This is a genomic window from Vibrio sp. 10N.247.311.12 (genome assembly GCF_041467515.1).
Taxonomy (GTDB): Bacteria; Pseudomonadota; Gammaproteobacteria; order Enterobacterales; family Vibrionaceae; genus Vibrio; species Vibrio crassostreae_C.
The window spans coordinates 1-18,398 of sequence record NZ_JBFSUV010000031.1 but is presented as its reverse complement, the minus strand read 5'-3'; the positions used below and the strand labels follow the sequence as shown (position 1 = coordinate 18,398).

The following is an 18,398-nucleotide window of genomic DNA, read 5'->3' as shown; positions in this document are numbered from 1 at the left end:
CGATTGGTGCGCCCTACTTCAACTTCCTATCAAGTTTTTAATCCATTTTCTTGTTTTCATGCGATAGAGCGACCCGCCCCACTTGAGGACTTCTTCCGTTAGGAAAAGCAGATATACCCACTCAGGTGGAAACTTAAAATAGATAGCCGCGATGGCTGCCAATGGGATACCGATCACCCACTGAGCAATCAAATCTTGATAGAGGCAGAACTTCACATCACCACCCGCTCTCAACACCCCAACGATCACAGTCAATGGCACCGAGCGAATGACAATACCCACACAGAGGATCAGAATGAACTTCTCTGAGAGGGCTCTGGTTTCTTCCGTCAGTGCGCTAAAGGCATTAAGTATTGGCGTTTGAACGAAATAGAGAAAAACGGCTACAACAATACTAGTTAAGAAACACAAAATTGTTAAGCCAAGCGCTTGATAGTAAACCGCTTCATTGTTTTTCGCACCAAGTTGATTACCCACCAAAACAGCTGCCGCATTCGAAAGGCCAATCAATAAACTCAATGAGATAGATTCAACCGGCGTCATGACCGATAGCGCAGCCAGACCTTGAACGCCCGATTGCCCCATGATCGCGTGGTAAGCAAACAAACCACCCGCCCATGCTAAGAAGTTAAACGTGGTCGGCAGAGACAGCTTCAAGAAGCGAATCACCTTATCAATCGAAGCTGCCGCTTTAATATCGCAAAACTTAAATGCTAATAAATGCTTAGAGAAATAGAGATAACCAAACAAAGTCGCGACTTCAATCGCGCCACTCAGTACCGTCGCAATCGCCGCACCTTTGATTCCAAGCGCAGGAAAGCCTAAGTTACCGAAGATCAGCACCCAGTTTAAGAACACGTTAGACAGGATGCCGATACCGCTGAAAAATGTACTTAGCCCGGGTTTGTGCATCGCTCTCAAACCCACAGCCATACTGCTGACACACGATACCGCTAGCATGCTAAATGACGTAATTACGATGTATTCAACGCCTAAGTTGATGACCTCTTGAGAGTCGGTCGTCACGCCCATGATTTGTGCAGGAAATGAAACGAAAAACGCGATAGTCAGTAAAGCAAACAGTGTCGACACCAGCCACGTCAGCGCAGTGCTTTCTCTCACACCTTGTCTGTTACCCGCGCCCCAATATTGAGCAGTAAGAAGAGCACCGCCCGTGGTAACACCCACCAGCATAATGGTCGTCACGAACATCGCTCGGCTCGCCACCCCCACAGCTGCGATGTCTGCTTCGCCAAGTTGGCCCAACATCAATACATCCACCAAGCCTCGGCTTGAAAACATAATGCTCTGCAAGGTGATGGGCAGTGCAATCGCAATAAGCCTGCGAACAAAATCACCTCGTGTGTGATGAATAATTGAAGAGAGCAACATAGAGAGATACCTAAACGGAACGTATTGATGAATAAAGATAAATATCGCGCTATTATATCAATGTTCGGTTTTTAACCACAGATATAAATGGAGTAACAATGAAGAAAGTACTGGTTTTAGGCGCTTCTGGATATGTTGGTTCGCAACTCCTCCCTCTCCTGCTTGAGCAAGGCTATCAAGTTACGGCAGCAGCAAGGCATATCGACTATTTAAAGGCACGGACCGAGCCTCACGAAAGCTTATTGCTTGAGTATCTTGATCTGGCCGATCAAGCTGCGACACAAGCCTTAGTCCCCGACTTTGATCTTATCTTCTTTCTCGTCCATGGCATGGCGGAAGGCCACGACTTTATCGATTATGAGCTGAACTTAGCCCGTAACTTTGTTTCTGCTCTTGGGCCAAAGAATCAACACGTCATCTACCTGAGTTCTTTACAGCCTCAGACTGGTGATTCAGAGCACCTTCAAGCGAGAAAGAAAACCGGCGAATTGCTTCGTAAAGGGCCTGTACCCGTTACCGAACTTCAAGCTGGCGTGATCATTGGCCCAGGATCTGCGGCATTCGAGATCATGCGAGATTTCGTGTACAACTTGCCGATTATGATTGCGCCAAAATGGGTTGACTCTAAAGCCAACCCGATTGCTTTGCAGAACCTGAACCACTATTTACTAAAACTCGCACAAGACACGCCTAGCGAAAGCCAAACCTTTGAGGTTGGCGGGCCGGATATTGTCTCTTACCGAAACCAATTTGCTCATATTGCCAAAACCGCCGATCGTCCACTCAGGCTATGGGCGACATCGCTACTGACACCAAAGATTGCTTCATATTGGTTAGGCGTGGTGACTTCTGTACCGTCTAACATAGGTAGAGCACTACTTGCAGGCTTAAAGCACGACTTCATCGCCAGTTCGACCATCATTAGAGAAAAGTACCCTCAAAAGCTTATCTCGTTCGAAAATATGGTTGAACAAGCCATTCACGCTGAAGGAAACTTTGTCAAAAGCAATGTATGGGGCTTTGATAAAACCGCATTCAAACGCTGGCAAGCTGGGTATGGCTATTACCCGAAGAAAACAGGCGCAAGTATCACCTCAAGCGCTTCATTGGAATCGCTTTGGCATGTTGCTCAGCAAATCGGAAGCCCGAAGCAAGGTTACTTCTTTGCTAACACTTTATGGCGCACACGCGAATGGTTGGATGTTCTTTTCGGTGGCGGTGTACCGGTTCGACAAATGCCAGAAGGGCCCAACCTAAAAGTCGGTGACAAAATCGATTCATGGAAGGTCATTCGCTGTGAAGAGAATCAGTTTTTATCTCTGCTTTTCGGTATGAAAGGCCCCGGTTTAGGGCGACTCGAGATTACTGTCTCTGACCACGGTGACTCTCGCGAGCTGAATATCTCGGCTTGGTGGCATCCAAAGGGGTTTCTAGGGTTACTGTATTGGTTTGCTATGATGCCAGCCCACCTGTTTATTTTTAAAGGCATGGTGAAGGCAATTGAGAAGCAGGCTAAAGAACAGGATTAAAAGCAGATGCGGGATTCGAGTGTCGAGATGCGAAAAGACTAAAAGCAAATTAGCGACACGCGCTATGAGAGACAAAAAAGAGCGGATAATTCCGCTCTTCGTATCTCTCATCTCGAATCCGCTATTAGCCGATAACGCTAATTGGGATCTCAGCCAGTTGGTTGCCTTGGTTAGCAGGGTAAACGATGTATTCACCGTGATACTTCACCGCAGACTTATAGTCCGTTACTTTGTGAAGCATGAAGCCCGCTTCCATCGCCGCTTGGATGAACTCAGCATGGTTGCCACGAACAAACCAGTTCATTGGCTTAACCATCAACTCCCCGTCGAAAGAGTCGTCACACTGTTTACCGCATAAAGCAAAAGAGTGCTCGCCATCGGTGAAGAATTGAATCTTGCCGCCAGTCGTTAGCTCGTCTTCACTCGATACGCTCCAACCCATCTCGTACATTTTATCCATGAACGCTTCAACATCACTGTCTTTTAGCGTTTTAGGCTCTTCGCCTTCAGGGAAAAAACGTCCGTAAAACGCAGAAATACGTTTAAAGGTAAAAGTTAAATCAGAGTTGTTGCCTTTTGAGCGACCCTGTTTCTGCCAGCGAACTAAGTCAGGCACAATCACGCGATCATAAGCTTGAGATTTAATCGCTTTTGTTACCCAACGAACAAGATAAAGGTTGTTCGCGATAGGTGCGTCGATCGCTTTACCAGACTTATGCAGAGCATACAGCTCGCCCAGCGCATCGTTCACTAACTTCTGAATTTCAATATAGTATTTTGACATTATGCCTTCTTTCCTAATGTCCAATATAGTAATGCTGACAGTATTGCACATGCTGCCATCATCATAGCCATTGGCCCTGCAGTGTCACTTGGTAGCATAGCAACAATTGCCCCCACTACAGAACCAGTACCAAATCTTAATGTGCCTGCAAGCGAAGAAGCTGTGCCGGCCATATTCGGGTATCCGCTTAAAAGCAGTGCCATTGAGTTACTACCAATGGTAGACAGTGTGCCGATAAACAGCATCACGAATGGCACAATACCCCACAAACCGATATCTAACATCCAACCAACTAACAGACCTAAGCCTGCAAACAGTTGAATGGTTAAGCCGACTCTGAGCATAGCGTGAGAGCCCACTTTCTTAACGATTCGACCGTTGATGCTCGTCATCAAGATCATAGCAACAATATTCAAGCCGAACAGGTAGCCAAACAGATCAGGGCGAACGCCATAGATATCGATGTAAACGAATGAACCTGCCGTTAAGAACGCAAACATCCCTGAAAATGAGAATGCACCAGAGAAAATCAGGCCCATCGCCGTTGGGTTCTTACACAGTCGAGCATAGTTACGAATCGTTGTTTTAAAGCGCAATGGTTGTCGGTTTTCTGCAGGAAGCGTTTCTGGGATCTTCATCGATACCGCCAGAATCACGATCACCGCAAAAATAGCCAGAACCCAGAAAATTGAACGCCAACCGAACCACAACGCTAAGTAACCGCCAATCATCGGAGCAACCAATGGCGCAACTGTCATCACCAAAGTAACGAAAGACATGGTTCTTGCGAAATCTTCACGATCGAACATATCTCTTACCACCGCTTGGATGATAACGGCCGCCGCAGCACCAGCAAAACCTTGAGCGGTACGGATGTAAGTCAGCGCTTCAATGCCATGAGTTGTCGCACTCACCATAGAAGCGATAGCAAACAAGAACACACCAATAAGCAGTACAGGCTTGCGACCATAGCTATCCGCCAACGGGCCATGCAGCAACTGCCCCAGCGCGAAACCTGCGGTATAGGCTGTTAGCGTGATTTGTACCTCACCCGCCGTCACACCAAGATCTTTAGCAATGGTCGGCATCGCTGGCAGATACATATCAATGGCTAGCGGAGTAAGTGCACCAATCGCACCTAGAATCAAAAACAGCACTAAGCCTAATTGAGGTGTTTCTAGTTGGGAGCTTTGGCTCTGTGAGGTCGATGTTTGCATGGTTCTCCGAATGTTCAACTGATAGAGCTAGGGACTAGCGTGAGTACGCGAGTCAAAGATTGGCTGAGACTTTCCTAGTACCAGTCAACATCATCAGCCGACGCTATCCATGGTCGGCTTTACAACGAAAGGGCTATTTCCAGCAAAAGTGGTCTCTTGTTAAGAACAATTTCTTGTTAAGAGCAACTTCTAGCTAAGGACTACTTCCAGATTGAATCGACTTCTTCTTGCGTTAGGTAACGGTATTCACCTAACTCTAAAGATTCGTCCATCTCAATTTCGCCAATACGTTCACGGTGTAGTGCTTCTACCTTGTTACCAAGAGCAGCAAACATACGTTTAACTTGGTGGTATTTGCCTTCGTGAATCGTTAGCAGCACTTCACGCTCTGCACGAACTTCTAGGTGTGCAGGAAGTGTTAGGCCATCTTCGCTCTTAAGCTGGATGCCCTCTTTGAATTTTTCAACGTAATCGTCTTCAACAGGTTCAACCAACCACACACGGTACGTCTTCTCGCACTTGTGCTTTGGCGAAGTGATACGGTGAGACCACTTACCATCGTCTGTAATCAACACAAGACCTGTTGTATCAATATCTAGACGACCAGCAAAGTGCAGCTTGTCCATTTTGATTTCATCAAGTAATTCAAACGCGATACGATTTGCGCCATCTTCATGCGAACAAACAAAGCCTTCTGGCTTATAAAGCATGATGTAACGTGGGCCGTGAACATTCAGTTCATTGCCTTGCCATTCCACAACGCACTCTTCAGTTACCTTGAGTGAGCCGCTTTTTTGAATGACATCATTTACTGTCACTGCCTTGGATTTTAATAAGTGTGTTGCTTCTCTTCGAGTGACGCCTAATGCATCGCACAGAAATTTATCTAAACGCATGAATACCTCAACTAATCTAAGTCGGGTATTATAGTCACCTTTGCTCAATTAGTTGAGCTATTTCACACTATTTGTTTTCCTTCTTACAAGACGCGATATGTATACACTCCGCCCGTACCAAGCTGATTCTGTAAAATCAGTGATTCATTACTTCAGAAAACACCAAACTCCGGCAGTGCTCGTGCTTCCGACAGGTGCAGGAAAAAGCCTTGTGATTGCAGAGTTAGCAAGGCTTGCGAAAGGTCGAGTGTTGGTGCTTGCTCACGTAAAAGAGTTGGTTGAACAGAACCATGAAAAGTATGAAGGTTACGGGCTGAAAGGCTCGATTTTCTCTGCGGGTTTAGGACGCAAAGAGACCGACCAACAAGTCGTGTTTGCTTCGGTGCAATCTGTGGTGCGAAATCTCGATTCATTCTCTAACCAATTTTCGCTGTTGGTTATCGACGAATGCCACCGTGTTCCCGATGAAAAGACCAGTAGTTATCAGAAAGTCATCACTCACTTACGCGAGAATAATTCGGGCATCAAGGTGCTTGGATTAACAGCGACCCCATATCGTCTTGGGATGGGTTGGATTTATCAATACCACACTCGCGGTCAAGTGCGTTCAGATGAGCCACGTTTCTTCCGCGACTGTATCTTTGAGCTGCCGATTCGTTACCTGCTCGATGAAGGTTTCTTAACTCCTGCACGCATGATTGATGCACCCGTGTTGAGCTATGACTTTTCGCAGTTAAAGCCCGCGAGCACTGGTCGCTACAAAGAAGCAGAACTCGACATGGTGATCGAGCAATCGAAACGAGCGACCCCACAGATTGTCGATCAGATTATTCACCTAGCCCAAGATAAACTAGGCATCATGGTATTCGCTGCGACCGTTCGACACGCGCAAGAGATCCTCGGCTTATTGCCAGAAGGTGAAGCTTCAATTGTGATTGGTGATACACCAACTCTCGAACGTGACCAAATTATCAGCGACTTCAAAGAACGTAAAATCAAGTTTTTGGTTAACGTATCGGTATTAACCACAGGTTTTGATGCGCCACACGTCGATTTAATCGCGATTTTGCGCCCGACAGAATCCATCAGTTTGTATCAACAAATCGTTGGCCGTGGCTTACGCCTATCTCCGGGTAAAAAAGAGTGTTTGGTGCTCGACTATGCGGGCAACAGTTACGACCTCTACCAACCTGAGGTTGGCGACCCTAAACCCGATTCAGACAGTGAAATCATCACCATCCCTTGCCCTGCGTGCGGCTTCAATAATAACTTTTGGGGCAAGCTAGACAGCAATGGCTTCTTGCTTGAGCACTTTGGGCGCAAATGCCAAGGCTACTTTACCGATGAAGACACGGGCGAGCGCGAGCACTGTAATTATCGCTTCCGAGCGAAATATTGCGGTGAATGTGGTGCTGATAATGACATTGCTGCGCGCATTTGTCATGAGTGCGATGCAACCTTAGTCGACCCAGACAAAAAGCTAAAAGAAGCACTGAACCTAAAAGATGCCTTGGTATTTGAATGCTTGGAAATGGACCTCAACGTGCTTAAAGACGAGAAAGGTAAATCACAACTTAAGGTCACCTATCGCGGAGAAAACCAAGCGCAAGTGCATGAGTTTTGGTCATTAACCAGCAAAAAGCAGAAGCAGAACTTCAAAGACCAGTTTGTTCGCCCTCACCTTGCAGACAGACATCGCCCTTTCGAAGAAGCCTCACCGACGAAAGTGGTTGCTCACCAACATAGATTCCGCCCACCTCAATTCGTGATTGCCCGTAAAGTCGGACGCTTTTGGAAAATGAGAGACAAGATATTCGAAGACGAACTACAGCAGCGTTAAGGTTAAGAATAAAAGTAAGTCTTACGTTCTTAACACTCGGCAATTAATCTTATGTATTAAAGCCTGCGCCATTTAAGCGTTAAGTTTTTCGGTATCAAATTCTCATTATTAATCAGGTTCACTTTCTGTTCAGAATTACTTTTTTATACTGAACGCTATCAACCTTCTCTAGGATTCGCTATGTTTAGTAAAGCTATGATTTCTTTGTTTTCTATAAGCTTAGGCTTATTTGTTTCTGCTGGCGCATGGGCTGACTCACATCATAATGGTCATGAATTAGTGCAGGACGTTCATAAAGCAGGAACCAGCATCGAATTTGAAGAAGATCAAGACGAAGTCTATGAAGCCGTACGAGAAGGCTACATTCGCCCTTTCTCAGAAATGTATGCGGCGGTTGAAAACGATCTTCATGGCAGAATCATTAAAGTAGAACTAGAAGAAGATGACGACATTTGGGTGTATGAACTAAAAATCAATTACCAAAACAACATCATCAAAGTCGAATACAACGCTGAGACGTTAGAAATGCTTATGATCAAAGGCCGCAACTTTAAAGACGCAATTAAACACGGCGACTAGTTACGTACGGCGAAGAGCTAAGCACGACGAACAGTCATTAGAAGAAATTAGAAGAACAATTATGAAAATTTTAGTCGTTGAAGATGAGCCTCGTTTGGGCCAACAAATTATTGAAACACTTGAGGGGGCCGACTGGGTTCCAGAGCTCTCTCAAGATGGTATCGACGCACTCTACCGTGCAACGTCAGAAGAATGGGACGCGATTGTCCTCGATTTAGGTTTACCTAAGCTTGACGGCCTAACGGTATTAAAAGGCATTCGAGACGAAAACATCAACACGCCAGTGATTATCTTAAGTGCTCGTGACACGCTAACTCAACGTGTTGAGGGCTTGAACGCCGGTGCTGATGACTACCTAACTAAGCCATTTGAGATGGTCGAGCTGATTGCCCGTATCCGAGCTCAACTGCGCCGAGCATCAGGCAGTGCTGCTCCGATACTTCAAATCGGTGATCTAAGCCTAGACACACGCAGTTCTAAAGTGTTGTGGCAAGGTCAAGCAGTTAGCCTCACGGCGCTGGAATATAAAGTTGTCGCGTACTTCATGCATAACCAAAACAAGGTTATCTCGCGCACTGAGTTGGTTGAGCATATCTACAAGCAAGACTTCGACCGCGACTCGAACACGGTTGAAGTTTTTATCGGTCGTATTCGTAAGAAGATCGCACCTAAGATCATCAAAACCGTTCGTGGCCTTGGCTACCAACTGAATGCTGAATAATGCTGTATTTAATTAAGCTAAGAGCAATCTCCAATTAGTGGACAGCCTGTGCTGATCGTCGTTGTTCTCATAGCAAGATGAGCAAAGACAGGCTGGTAACGTATGAATCTAAAAAAACGAACACTTAAAAACGTCAGTCTAAAAAGCCGCTTGCTCCTTGCTGCGGCTTTTTGGCTAGGTGCGATGATATTAGCGGCTGGTGTCGGGATTCCGAAACTGGTTAACGACTACCTAGTCGATGACATGAAGCAGCAGCTTGGCTTAACCATGGATGAGTTAACCGCCAATATCGAAACCAATGACAGTGGTAACCTGATCATGGCAGAGCGTCTGTCTGATCCTAGGTTCAACCAGCCCTACAGTGGTATTTATTGGCGCGCCGCTACCCAAGAGCAGATCATTCGATCTCGCTCGCTATGGGATAAAGACCTCACCATCAAGCGTTCACCGATTCACACATCAGTCAAAGGGCCAGAGAAAGAAAAGCTGATTTACATCGAGCAAGATATCTACCTGCCTGAACTGAGCGACCCTGTCACGATCACCATTGGTATTGATGAAGATCCATTAGAATCCACACTGACAGAGCTTACTGGTCAAGTCTGGTTGATCCTAATGTTGCTGTTTGTTGGCGTGCTGATGTTGATCGGTATTCAAGTCAGTTGGTCGTTATTACCGCTCAGCAAGATGCAACGCGAACTGGTAATGCTAAGAAACGGCGAGCAACAAGGGTTAAGCGATAACTACCCGAAAGAGGTTTCTCCATTAGTCTCTGACCTCAATGCCCTGCTCTTTCACTATCAAGAGTTATTAGAACGAGCTCGTAACCACGCGGGTAACTTATCTCATGCGTTGAAAACACCGCTTTCAGTTCTAAAAAATGAGATAGAGCGACTTCCAGAGGATGACAAGGCACTGCTGCAACAGCCCATTCATCAGATTCAAAGCCAAATTGATTATCACCTTGGCCGCGCTCGTATGGCAGGTGCAATGAACATTCTTTCGGTGAAGTCTTCACCTTGTGAGCGTGTCGAAGCTATCTCAATGGCGTTTGATAAAGTCTACGCTGCCAATGAAGTCACCATGATTAACGAGCTAGACTCTGAGATTGAAGTGGCAGTAGAAAAAACCGACCTTGATGAAATGGTCGGCAACCTACTCGAGAACAGTTACAAGTGGGCGGGCAGCATTATTCGCGTCCATGCAAATGAACTCGACGATGGCAACATAGAGTTGGTGATTGAAGATGATGGCCAAGGCATTCCTGAAGAGAAGCTTGAGCAAGTGACCAAACGTGGCGTCCGACTTGATGAAACCACACCAGGAACAGGCTTAGGGCTTAATATCGTAAATGAAATGGCACACAGTTACCGAGGCAGCCTAACGCTCAGCAAGAGCTCAATGGGCGGCTTAAAAGCTTCTCTGGTGCTTAAAGTAAGTAAAGGCTGAACAAGCTAAGTAAAAGTTAAACACAATAAGCCCTAACGTAATGCTAGGGCTTAATTCTATCGACCTTATATACAACTCTATATATCGTTCACAGCAACATCCAAAGTTTGTGAATTATCACTAAGGGTCGTTGCTCCAATCGTTAATACCCGGCCATCAGTGTAATAGTCATGATCGTCATTGATCACTTCCACCGTTGCTAATTGGTACTTGTCTAACTCGATGTCTGGTAGTAACGTTCGTATCTGATTAGCAAGCCGATCTCGCTCTTCATCAACATTAGGGTCAATGTTATGAAGCACGGTCACAATGCCTGAGTAAGGCGTGACTTTAAGGCCATCATCATAGCTAATTGCGCCTAACCACTGAGGCTGGTTAGTTTTAATATCAACACCTGCACGCCACCAACGAATATGGCTGCGCTTCATCAGGTTACCCGGCAATTGAAAAGCCATATCTTGCGGCTTGTCTCGCCAATATAAATCAGACACTGGCGGCGTTTTTTCTCTAAGCAATGCGAGATAACCACCCCATTCAATCTCATTTCGAGAGAAGGTTTGATTCTCTATCCAGCCTAATTGCTTCATTAAGTCTCTTGGGGTTGCTCCAACATAAATTACGTTGATCGCTTGCGCCGAGTAGAACGAAGATTTACCGGGGAACGCTTTATAGGTAACCGAGTTCCAGTCGACTTTGTTTATTTGAGCCGTCTCTGGTTGATTCTGAAAGTCATCCGCTTTCCAGAAAAAGTGAGCGTAGTTCGCAAACAATACCCACGCCAACAACAGCGCACTAGACTTAAGTACTAAGCATCGCCACTTCATTCGGTAACCGATAATGGTGAAGACTAATACCGCGAACACACCAACGATCAAGCTATTATGCTCCGAGATAAATATCTTAAGGCTATTAAGCCACGGGAAGTTTTCAACGCCGTGCGCCAGTAACATGCCCCAAGCAATGAACTGCCCTCCACCAAGGGCCAAACCGATAAACGCCAACACACTAAAATTACGCCACGGTACACGATGCGAGCCAGCTATAAATGGCACAACCCAAGCGATAGGCCCTAATAAACGAGCAAAAAGAATGATGTATGTGCCTTTGCGAGCAACCAGATAGCGGCAGCGCGCAATTAATCTTTTGGTTTTAGGGCGAAACTTAATGAGCCTTCGTTGCACCTTAACACCGTATTTATAACCAATGAAATAACTGAGTTGATCACCAAGCAAACCACCTAGCATCACCAAAACCAACGCCATCCATGCACCTGAATACAGTTGAAAGCCCGCTGCGATAAAGAACGGCTCTCCCGGTACAAATAGGTTTGGGCCAATGAGAGCATCACCCAATGCTCCCAGAAACAACCCTAGTCCATCAAACATAACAACCTCAACGCTTACTGTTCTTTGTAGTGACCAAACTTGTAGTTCATCTCGTTATTACGCATTTCTCCTTTAAAGAAGCGTCTTACATTGGCTTTAAGATAAGTAGAGCCTGTCTTCACAACGCCATCTTGGTCTAAGCGACGTGGGTCAAAACCAAAAGTCATATTTAGGAATCTAAATCGCCATGTTTTGCTCGCACGTTTTACGTAGTCACAATCTTCACACAGGACGATCTCTTCATCAAAACCGCCGATCTCATCATGCGCCCGTTTAGTCGAGAAAATACATGCGCCAATCGCCGTCGGGAAAAAGAACTGAGTAGTAAACAAGCCTGCGTTAAATAGCCCGTAACCAAACTTGTGTACAAGCGGCAAACCTTTCGAACTCATGTACACACCCGCCACTTCAAGCTTCTTCTCTTCTAGTTCATAAAGCGCTTTCGCAAGGAAGTTTCGAGGCAAGCTCACGTCAGCATCTAAGAAAAGGATTCGGTTGTATTGCGCCAATGAAGCACCCGTGTTTCGGCCAAGGCTCACACCACGGTTTTCCATGTGATGCACCGTTAATTTTGGCAACGCGTTTTCATAAGCTTGCGCCACTTCTCTGGTGTTATCTTCACTGTTCGAGTCGACAACAATCACTTCAAACTCTTGGTGGGTTTGCACGCTCAACTCTTCCATTAAGCGGCTAATGCGTTTCTCTTCGTTTAGCGTAATTACGACAATGCTTACCGGTTTCATATTTTCACCTATTCATTCTGCTGTTTAATTAACACTAAGATTAACGAACTAAGACTTAACCAAGTCTTAGGCAAACATTCATTTTCCGTTCATTAACTTGATGATTTAGCAGTGATATAAATAGATAAGGATTGCGATGTAAAAGGGAGTAAAATGCGCTAAACAAGCGTTAGCGAACGTTTTATCTCCAAACGAACCCATTATCGAAGGAAATTCACTTTGAGATGGGCTTCTGACTTGCTCATATTGGAATGTGATGTTAGTATCCGCGCTCGCTTAAGCATGAACTTTTATGTTTAAGCATTACCACACACTCAAGGTCGCATTGAGGTGTGAAGTTAATTTTTACTAATTTGAGAGTAAAACTATGAAATTTGAAGCAGTAGTACGTACTGAACTAGGTAAAGGTGCGAGCCGCCGCCTACGTCACGCTGGTAAATTCCCAGCTGTAATCTACGGTGGCGAAGCTGAAGCTGTAGCTATCGAACTTGTTCACGCTGACGTGATCAACCAAATGGACAAGCCTGAATTCTACGAAGCAATCACTCTACTGATTGACGGCGCAGAAGTTAAGGTTAAGCCACAAGACGTTCAACGTCACGCGTTCAAGCCAAAAGTTGAGCACATGGACTTCATCCGCATCTAATTCCCTACCAAGGAATAAGATTGGATTAATCCAGCCTTCTGCATAGAAAAGATAATCGATCTTACCAGTCGAGAAATCTAGAAATTCGAAACCCCGATGCTACCAACATCGGGGTTTCACCGTTTTTGAGCCCTCAAAAAACGTCCAAAACATCTTATCGAATCCAAACTAAAGATACCTACCCACGCGCTCTACTTCTTTCAAAGCAATACCATCGGCTGCTATACCAACAGGAGCTGAACCTAGTGAATACCACTTAACATCATCAGTCTCTTGAGCGGTGATATCTCCTTTCCAGTCACTCACGATAAAATAATGAATCAACTGAAGTTCCTTCGTAGGATGGTAAAGCGAACACAAGTATTGGTAATCAATCGGAACAACATTAAGCTCTTCATCAAGTTCACGAAACAGCGCCTGAACCTGGTTTTCACCGTGTTCAATATGGCCGCCAGGTATAGTGATTAAACCGGGATCGGTCTCCCTAGACTCACTACGCTTTTCTAGTAATACCTGCGATTCCTTCAGCATGATAAAAGAAACACACTCGTGGACATCCATCTAATTTTCCTAAAGCCGTTACAAAGGTAGTTAAGTTTGTTGTTCTAGCTTGTGTTAATGCTTAATTTACAACAAGCTTTTTACTCAGCCTTTCATACAATTCAAAAGCTTCTGTTTTAGATATCAAATTTCCGAGAACGTATTGATGAGCTAGCTCAATATCGTCGCTTTGATTGGAGTAATAGCGCTTGGCGACTGCAGCACACTGGCTCAGGTTGGTGTACCAGCTGCCGTCTTGCTCAGCCACAAAGTAATACGCAACTCGAACCAACTTCTTTCCAATCACCTTAGCGACATCCGCATCAGTCATTGTTTTGAAACTCGAGGGCATTTGCTCAAGAAAAGTAGACAAGTCACCATTGAGAGCTTGAGCGATTTCAATGCTTGGTTTGTATAGTGGGAACTCATTAGATAAATCATTCCCCCAAACACAACAGCAGCAATGCTTGAGCCAAAACTGCCAATGGAATTCTTCGTTGGGCTGCAGAACCTCTGAGAGATACCCTGGATCAATATCAAGCTTAGTCACTTGCGGATAGGTTTGGGGTATGGTGCCGGAAAGTAGGTTAAATACTTCCTTTTCTCTCTGACCAACAGGCGTAGCGAGTACGATAGAAACATCCAAATCAGAGCGACCAACAATGGCCGTTCCTCCAGGCACGCTTCCATACAAGTAGATACCATCAACTTGACTTGGAAGTTCTCTTAGCAACGAATCAACGACTGCTGACACCACTTCTTGAAATTCAGGCGCAATGTTCTTTGGCGAATAAAGATTTTGAATGAACCCTTCTCGATCGAGCCCTCTATCTAGCTTCTGCATACCACTTTCCATCACTAAGCCTTTTTCCAATCAGAACGTAGAACCGCCAACACAACTGTATCCCACCATTGACCTTTGAAGAATCGATGATCTTTAAAACACGCTTCTTGTTTCATTCCTAATGACTTACATAATTTAATCGCAGCCAAGTTCTTGCTGATGGTTTCAGCGTAGATACGGTGTATGCCTAACTCTGAGAAACCAAAATCAGCGAGGGCTTCAGAAGCTTCTATAGAAAGCCCTTTTCCCTGAATTTCCCTTGAGAAAGCACAGCCCATTGAAGCTTGTTTATCGCGTTCAAGACGTAAACAAACGGTTCCAATAAACTTCCCCGAATCTTTGCTTTCAACCGCTAGCTGATAGGACTGGCGTGGTACTTCCAAAGCCTGTGCAACAAACAACTGGGTTAGCTCTCGATATTTGTTAGGTTCACAATCACTTTCATCATAGAAACGCTGATACTTAGCGTCTTGAGACATCGCAACAAAGGCACACTCGTCTTCGAGACTCATATCTCGAAGAATCAACCTGTCAGTTTCCAGCTTAAACATCAAAATTCCTTTTTATCTTATAGCCTTGAAAGGAAAAGTCTCGGAGGTGTTTACTCGTATACTTTCCCGTTATGCTTCAACCAACCATGAGTGTGATGATTACGAGGGTCTTTGTGCGTCCAGTGCATTACGCCACCTTTCTTGTTCCATTCATATTCACCATAAAATTCAACTCGATCGCCCTTTGCCAGTCCCTGAACACGAGGCGCTAAGTCAATATTATGTGCGACTAACAAGGTTTGTCCGCTATCGAGTCGCAAAATGAATTTCTGATGTCGAGAGCCTTTATTATCATCAGGAAGTACTCGATACACCGTACCCGATCCGCGCACCTGAACGTCGCTTTGGTGATTTTCGTAAGCTTGCTTAAGTCGCGTATCATTCGCTTGAACATGACTGATGCCGAAGCTAAGCAGCACTATAAGTAGAGCGAAAAATTGTTTCATTCCTTTCATTTCCCATATCTGTGTGTTGATTTGGGATACTGGTTGGGCATCCCCTCTTTTAACGATGCTTGTACTGAGTCGGACAATAACCTCTCGAAACGTCCGAACTGCGCAGTTTTACATGCTTGGTCGAGCGCCCAGAAACACGTGAGCGCCACAGCTTAAAACTGCCAAGCTTGAGATGGCTACGCATAAAACGAATCACTTGCGATTCATTCAAACCAAATTGCTGTTCTATTGCTTCAAACGGCGTTCTGTCTTCCCACGCCATTTCAATAATTCTTGATTCATTCTCTTTGGATAACATCATACATATTCTTCCTTAATAAACTGGGAGAAATACGCTCGTTCCAAATTTAAAGATCACAGGACAAACACTTTGAATTGAACGCGTTATAACGTTCGATAAAACAACAGGCTACCAACTAGGCAATCATGGGGTTAAATAAGCTTGTGCGAACTCTCTAAGCACTCTTGCATTATTGTGGTGTTTGCTATCTCCGCATTTTATGCCATCTACTCTGATGTCCGGGCTGGAATATGCAGGTATAACATCTCGCTCATAAGACATCACTGTCCCTCTGTCAGCACAAATTGCACCGAAGGAATATTGAGGAGCTCTTGGATACGTTCCAGAAATGTAACTTTCGATACTATCAAAATCTTTCAATAACGTTTTATAGTCATGATTAGCACCACTTAAATGGCCAATTTCATGCTCCATTAAGTAATCAGGGCAGTTTATCGCTAAAGAAAAAAAGTAGGATACCGAAGAAGACATACCACAATAATCAGACTCAAAGCTAAAATTATAATTAGAAAATACTATCCCAGTAAAAATGGGGACGCCGTCTTCTGTTGTTTCTGGAATCGGTTCTTCCATCGAGAGTTTTAATAACCTCTCTGCTGCGCCCAAATCTTGAAACCAAAGGCTGTCGATTTCAGACGTATAAGTCACCTTGGTGACTTTTCTCGTCATAGGGACGCAGGAGTTTTTTAACACCAGATTCGAATAGCTTTCCCATGTCGCTATTTTAGAGGCTATAAATGCTTTGGAATATTCATCTAACACCGATTCATCAACATAAAGGTGGATTTCTGTATTCAAAACCTCGCTCTGTACACAATTAGGAAACTCGATGCTTTGAGCATTGGAGAGTCGACTATTGCTCAACACTATAATCAAAACACAACCAACTAACTGGATGAGCCTTTTAAAAGAACTCTCACTGACTCGTGTATTCATTTCCACCCTCTCCCTATATTCAAAACCACAAAGAGCATCAAAAACGCCGTGACTTAAGATTCATATCAACCCCCATTACACATATAAGCATTGGCCTCTCAAAGTAACCTGCACTACCTGTGTTTTTCAGAAAATAAAAAGCTCGCCATACAATGACGAGCCTTGTTGATTATGGGAGCTTAACGCTTATAAGACCTTAACCTTAACAGATCTAGCCACTAAGACAGCTGATCGCGTAAAGCCAATTCAACGTTTTTCAACACTTTGAACTCTTCTCGAGTACAACCGCGTGCCACGGAAACCCAATGGTCGCCAGTTTCATCGGCTCCTTTAAACTCTGCACGCAACTCATATCTTCGCCATGTAACAAACGCCAAGATAAAGGTCAGTGCAAGCATCGGTAAACCGAACTGAGGAACAAATGCCCAAGTCGCAGCCGAGAGAACTAAAGCCAACGAAACAATATTGATTGCGTTTTCTTTAAGACCCAATTGGCGAATTTCTAACTGTTTGATTTTACGTAAGCTGTACACATCTTTCTTAACTCGGAGTTCGTTAGAGCTCACCAGAAAATCTGATGCTTTGTATGACCTACGAAGTCGCACTAAATTCGCTAACCTGTTGCGTGTTTGGTTCTTATTCATCGCCTTTCTCCATGTTATTTAAAGGTTAGTAAAAACTAATATAATCATGAAGTTAATGAACGAATGCTTGTTTTATAAATCAAACCAATATTAAAATCAAGCCTATGCAATTAATAACAATTATAACAACACCACTTAGCATATAAAATTCAAATAAAAAGAAGGCTTATTGAGGAGTCTATTCATCGTAAATCGATGTACTTTAGTTAAGTGAGATATAGGCCGATAATATTTCCAATAACCGACCAAACATACCAAACGGCGGGCATAATTCCTCCTGCTTTGTAACCACTTATTTCAACGCGATTTTTGCGACAAACTTCGTGTTCAAGGAATGCTGAACAGTGGTCACATAACGCTCCACTTGTCATAGGTCGTATAACTCCCTTGCCCACCATCCATCCGGCTTTTAAATACCTGAATCACTCAATTGAACATATCAATATAGCTTATCGATTAAGCGATTGATCTCATAATGTAGAGTCTGTACGCTTACACTATGCACACGGTTACCTAATGGAGATCACGATGAACGAACTACTGACATGCGCTATGGAACAGAAACAACGAACAACGGTGACGAGTTTATTCGCAAGAAATGGATTTAAGATCGCAACGACTGACTTTGATGATGTGACTTTCGAAAGTGAAAATGTGTTGGTCAACGTTCGATTTGATTCCTCTTCTAACGTTGAATCGATTTCAACTCTAAACAACTAACGAGCTCACAAGCAGGTCGCTAAAATAATTGAATGGCCAACATTCGAGTCATTTTAGCGTATCTTGCAACCTGCCCTTTTCTACTTCATCCCCATCCTCTTCTCTTCCAAAAGCCACCGAGTGACAATTAAATCAATGACTCGCAATTCCATGAACTTGGCTTATATTTATTAGGGCGTGTTGATCTTTGCTGTACATTTCGCGTTCAACAATACATCGGTAGCCA

General features: G+C 44.4%; 20 protein-coding genes. 7 read left to right on the top strand and 13 right to left on the bottom strand.

Annotation, left to right across the window (positions count from 1 at the left end):
- Positions 1-18 precede the first annotated feature (18 nt).
- Entirely contained in the window at positions 19-1,392 is a 1,374-nt protein-coding gene (locus AB6E30_RS14400; RefSeq protein WP_372104068.1) for an MATE family efflux transporter, read from the bottom strand.
- A 98-nt stretch (positions 1,393-1,490) separates the two neighbouring features.
- On the opposite strand from AB6E30_RS14400, the gene AB6E30_RS14395 reads away from it, so the two are divergent.
- Positions 1,491-2,921 carry a DUF2867 domain-containing protein gene (locus AB6E30_RS14395; protein ID WP_372104065.1) on the top strand — a complete coding sequence of 477 codons (1,431 nt, stop codon included), beginning with the start codon at positions 1,491-1,493 and terminating at the stop codon, positions 2,919-2,921.
- A gap of 124 nt (positions 2,922-3,045) precedes the next feature.
- Here the strand turns inward: AB6E30_RS14395 and AB6E30_RS14390 are convergent, their stop codons facing one another.
- The 3 genes from AB6E30_RS14390 to rsuA form a co-directional block, all read right to left on the bottom strand.
- Positions 3,046-3,705: a DUF2913 family protein gene (locus AB6E30_RS14390; RefSeq protein ID WP_017060382.1), complete on the bottom strand. Its 660-nt coding sequence runs from the start codon at positions 3,703-3,705 to the stop codon at positions 3,046-3,048.
- Entirely contained in the window at positions 3,705-4,922 is a 1,218-nt protein-coding gene (locus AB6E30_RS14385) for a Bcr/CflA family multidrug efflux MFS transporter (RefSeq protein ID WP_017060381.1), read from the bottom strand. Before AB6E30_RS14385 ends, AB6E30_RS14390 begins: the two co-directional genes overlap by 1 nt.
- A 200-nt stretch (positions 4,923-5,122) precedes the next feature.
- Positions 5,123-5,818 (bottom strand): 16S rRNA pseudouridine(516) synthase RsuA, encoded by a 696-nt coding sequence (rsuA, locus tag AB6E30_RS14380; protein WP_017060380.1) that lies wholly within the window; start codon positions 5,816-5,818, stop codon positions 5,123-5,125.
- A 97-nt stretch (positions 5,819-5,915) separates the two neighbouring features.
- Between rsuA and AB6E30_RS14375 the strand changes: the two genes are divergently transcribed.
- From AB6E30_RS14375 to AB6E30_RS14360, 4 genes are all read left to right on the top strand, one after another.
- A complete protein-coding gene (locus tag AB6E30_RS14375) occupies positions 5,916-7,658 on the top strand; it encodes a DEAD/DEAH box helicase (protein WP_017066075.1) in 1,743 nt (580 codons plus the stop codon).
- A gap of 180 nt (positions 7,659-7,838) precedes the next feature.
- Positions 7,839-8,237: a PepSY domain-containing protein gene (locus AB6E30_RS14370; protein WP_017066076.1), complete on the top strand. Its 399-nt coding sequence runs from the start codon at positions 7,839-7,841 to the stop codon at positions 8,235-8,237.
- 61 nt (positions 8,238-8,298) lie between these two features.
- Positions 8,299-8,958 carry a response regulator transcription factor gene (locus AB6E30_RS14365; RefSeq protein ID WP_017060377.1) on the top strand — a complete coding sequence of 220 codons (660 nt, stop codon included), beginning with the start codon at positions 8,299-8,301 and terminating at the stop codon, positions 8,956-8,958.
- Between the two features lie 102 nt (positions 8,959-9,060).
- Positions 9,061-10,407: an ATP-binding protein gene (locus AB6E30_RS14360; RefSeq protein ID WP_372104063.1), complete on the top strand. Its 1,347-nt coding sequence runs from the start codon at positions 9,061-9,063 to the stop codon at positions 10,405-10,407.
- Between the two features lie 77 nt (positions 10,408-10,484).
- Here the strand turns inward: AB6E30_RS14360 and AB6E30_RS14355 are convergent, their stop codons facing one another.
- Complete coding sequence (locus tag AB6E30_RS14355; RefSeq protein WP_372104060.1) at positions 10,485-11,792, bottom strand: LssY C-terminal domain-containing protein; 1,308 nt, start codon at positions 11,790-11,792, stop codon at positions 10,485-10,487.
- Between the two features lie 14 nt (positions 11,793-11,806).
- On the bottom strand, positions 11,807-12,535 hold the full coding sequence (locus AB6E30_RS14350; protein ID WP_017070601.1) for a glycosyltransferase: 729 nt from the start codon (positions 12,533-12,535) through the stop codon (positions 11,807-11,809).
- Positions 12,536-12,902: 367 nt separating this feature from the next.
- Between AB6E30_RS14350 and rplY the strand changes: the two genes are divergently transcribed.
- Positions 12,903-13,181: a 50S ribosomal protein L25 gene (rplY, locus tag AB6E30_RS14345; protein WP_017060373.1), complete on the top strand. Its 279-nt coding sequence runs from the start codon at positions 12,903-12,905 to the stop codon at positions 13,179-13,181.
- 168 nt (positions 13,182-13,349) lie between these two features.
- On the opposite strand, the gene AB6E30_RS14340 is transcribed toward rplY, so the two are convergent.
- The 7 genes from AB6E30_RS14340 to AB6E30_RS14310 form a co-directional block, all read right to left on the bottom strand.
- Entirely contained in the window at positions 13,350-13,742 is a 393-nt protein-coding gene (locus AB6E30_RS14340) for an NUDIX hydrolase (protein WP_017060354.1), read from the bottom strand.
- A 61-nt stretch (positions 13,743-13,803) separates the two neighbouring features.
- Positions 13,804-14,565 (bottom strand): nucleotidyltransferase domain-containing protein, encoded by a 762-nt coding sequence (locus AB6E30_RS14335; protein WP_372104057.1) that lies wholly within the window; start codon positions 14,563-14,565, stop codon positions 13,804-13,806.
- A 14-nt stretch (positions 14,566-14,579) separates the two neighbouring features.
- On the bottom strand, positions 14,580-15,116 hold the full coding sequence (locus AB6E30_RS14330) for a GNAT family N-acetyltransferase (protein WP_102320615.1): 537 nt from the start codon (positions 15,114-15,116) through the stop codon (positions 14,580-14,582).
- A gap of 50 nt (positions 15,117-15,166) precedes the next feature.
- The gene (locus AB6E30_RS14325) at positions 15,167-15,562 is read right to left on the bottom strand and encodes a DUF3465 domain-containing protein (protein WP_102320616.1); all 396 of its coding nucleotides are present in this window, start codon (positions 15,560-15,562) and stop codon (positions 15,167-15,169) included.
- A 58-nt stretch (positions 15,563-15,620) separates the two neighbouring features.
- Positions 15,621-15,872: a TIGR03643 family protein gene (locus AB6E30_RS14320; RefSeq protein ID WP_065583896.1), complete on the bottom strand. Its 252-nt coding sequence runs from the start codon at positions 15,870-15,872 to the stop codon at positions 15,621-15,623.
- A gap of 123 nt (positions 15,873-15,995) precedes the next feature.
- The gene (locus tag AB6E30_RS14315) at positions 15,996-16,808 is read right to left on the bottom strand and encodes a hypothetical protein (protein WP_372104055.1); all 813 of its coding nucleotides are present in this window, start codon (positions 16,806-16,808) and stop codon (positions 15,996-15,998) included.
- 218 nt (positions 16,809-17,026) lie between these two features.
- Entirely contained in the window at positions 17,027-17,452 is a 426-nt protein-coding gene (locus tag AB6E30_RS14310; RefSeq protein WP_372104052.1) for a hypothetical protein, read from the bottom strand.
- Positions 17,453-17,980: 528 nt separating this feature from the next.
- Here AB6E30_RS14310 and AB6E30_RS14305 point away from each other — a divergent pair.
- On the top strand, positions 17,981-18,172 hold the full coding sequence (locus AB6E30_RS14305) for a hypothetical protein (RefSeq protein ID WP_372097175.1): 192 nt from the start codon (positions 17,981-17,983) through the stop codon (positions 18,170-18,172).
- Positions 18,173-18,398: the final 226 nt, after the last annotated feature.

Coding starts and splice junctions, on each gene's coding strand:
- AB6E30_RS14400 (WP_372104068.1), bottom strand. CDS start 1,392: ATGTTGCTCTCTTCAATTATTCATCACACACGAGGTGATTTTGTTCGC.
- AB6E30_RS14395 (WP_372104065.1), top strand. CDS start 1,491: ATGAAGAAAGTACTGGTTTTAGGCGCTTCTGGATATGTTGGTTCGCAA.
- AB6E30_RS14390 (WP_017060382.1), bottom strand. CDS start 3,705: ATGTCAAAATACTATATTGAAATTCAGAAGTTAGTGAACGATGCGCTG.
- AB6E30_RS14385 (WP_017060381.1), bottom strand. CDS start 4,922: ATGCAAACATCGACCTCACAGAGCCAAAGCTCCCAACTAGAAACACCT.
- rsuA (WP_017060380.1), bottom strand. CDS start 5,818: ATGCGTTTAGATAAATTTCTGTGCGATGCATTAGGCGTCACTCGAAGA.
- AB6E30_RS14375 (WP_017066075.1), top strand. CDS start 5,916: ATGTATACACTCCGCCCGTACCAAGCTGATTCTGTAAAATCAGTGATT.
- AB6E30_RS14370 (WP_017066076.1), top strand. CDS start 7,839: ATGTTTAGTAAAGCTATGATTTCTTTGTTTTCTATAAGCTTAGGCTTA.
- AB6E30_RS14365 (WP_017060377.1), top strand. CDS start 8,299: ATGAAAATTTTAGTCGTTGAAGATGAGCCTCGTTTGGGCCAACAAATT.
- AB6E30_RS14360 (WP_372104063.1), top strand. CDS start 9,061: ATGAATCTAAAAAAACGAACACTTAAAAACGTCAGTCTAAAAAGCCGC.
- AB6E30_RS14355 (WP_372104060.1), bottom strand. CDS start 11,792: ATGTTTGATGGACTAGGGTTGTTTCTGGGAGCATTGGGTGATGCTCTC.
- AB6E30_RS14350 (WP_017070601.1), bottom strand. CDS start 12,535: ATGAAACCGGTAAGCATTGTCGTAATTACGCTAAACGAAGAGAAACGC.
- rplY (WP_017060373.1), top strand. CDS start 12,903: ATGAAATTTGAAGCAGTAGTACGTACTGAACTAGGTAAAGGTGCGAGC.
- AB6E30_RS14340 (WP_017060354.1), bottom strand. CDS start 13,742: ATGGATGTCCACGAGTGTGTTTCTTTTATCATGCTGAAGGAATCGCAG.
- AB6E30_RS14335 (WP_372104057.1), bottom strand. CDS start 14,565: ATGCAGAAGCTAGATAGAGGGCTCGATCGAGAAGGGTTCATTCAAAAT.
- AB6E30_RS14330 (WP_102320615.1), bottom strand. CDS start 15,116: ATGTTTAAGCTGGAAACTGACAGGTTGATTCTTCGAGATATGAGTCTC.
- AB6E30_RS14325 (WP_102320616.1), bottom strand. CDS start 15,562: ATGAAACAATTTTTCGCTCTACTTATAGTGCTGCTTAGCTTCGGCATC.
- AB6E30_RS14320 (WP_065583896.1), bottom strand. CDS start 15,872: ATGATGTTATCCAAAGAGAATGAATCAAGAATTATTGAAATGGCGTGG.
- AB6E30_RS14315 (WP_372104055.1), bottom strand. CDS start 16,808: ATGAATACACGAGTCAGTGAGAGTTCTTTTAAAAGGCTCATCCAGTTA.
- AB6E30_RS14310 (WP_372104052.1), bottom strand. CDS start 17,452: ATGAATAAGAACCAAACACGCAACAGGTTAGCGAATTTAGTGCGACTT.
- AB6E30_RS14305 (WP_372097175.1), top strand. CDS start 17,981: ATGAACGAACTACTGACATGCGCTATGGAACAGAAACAACGAACAACG.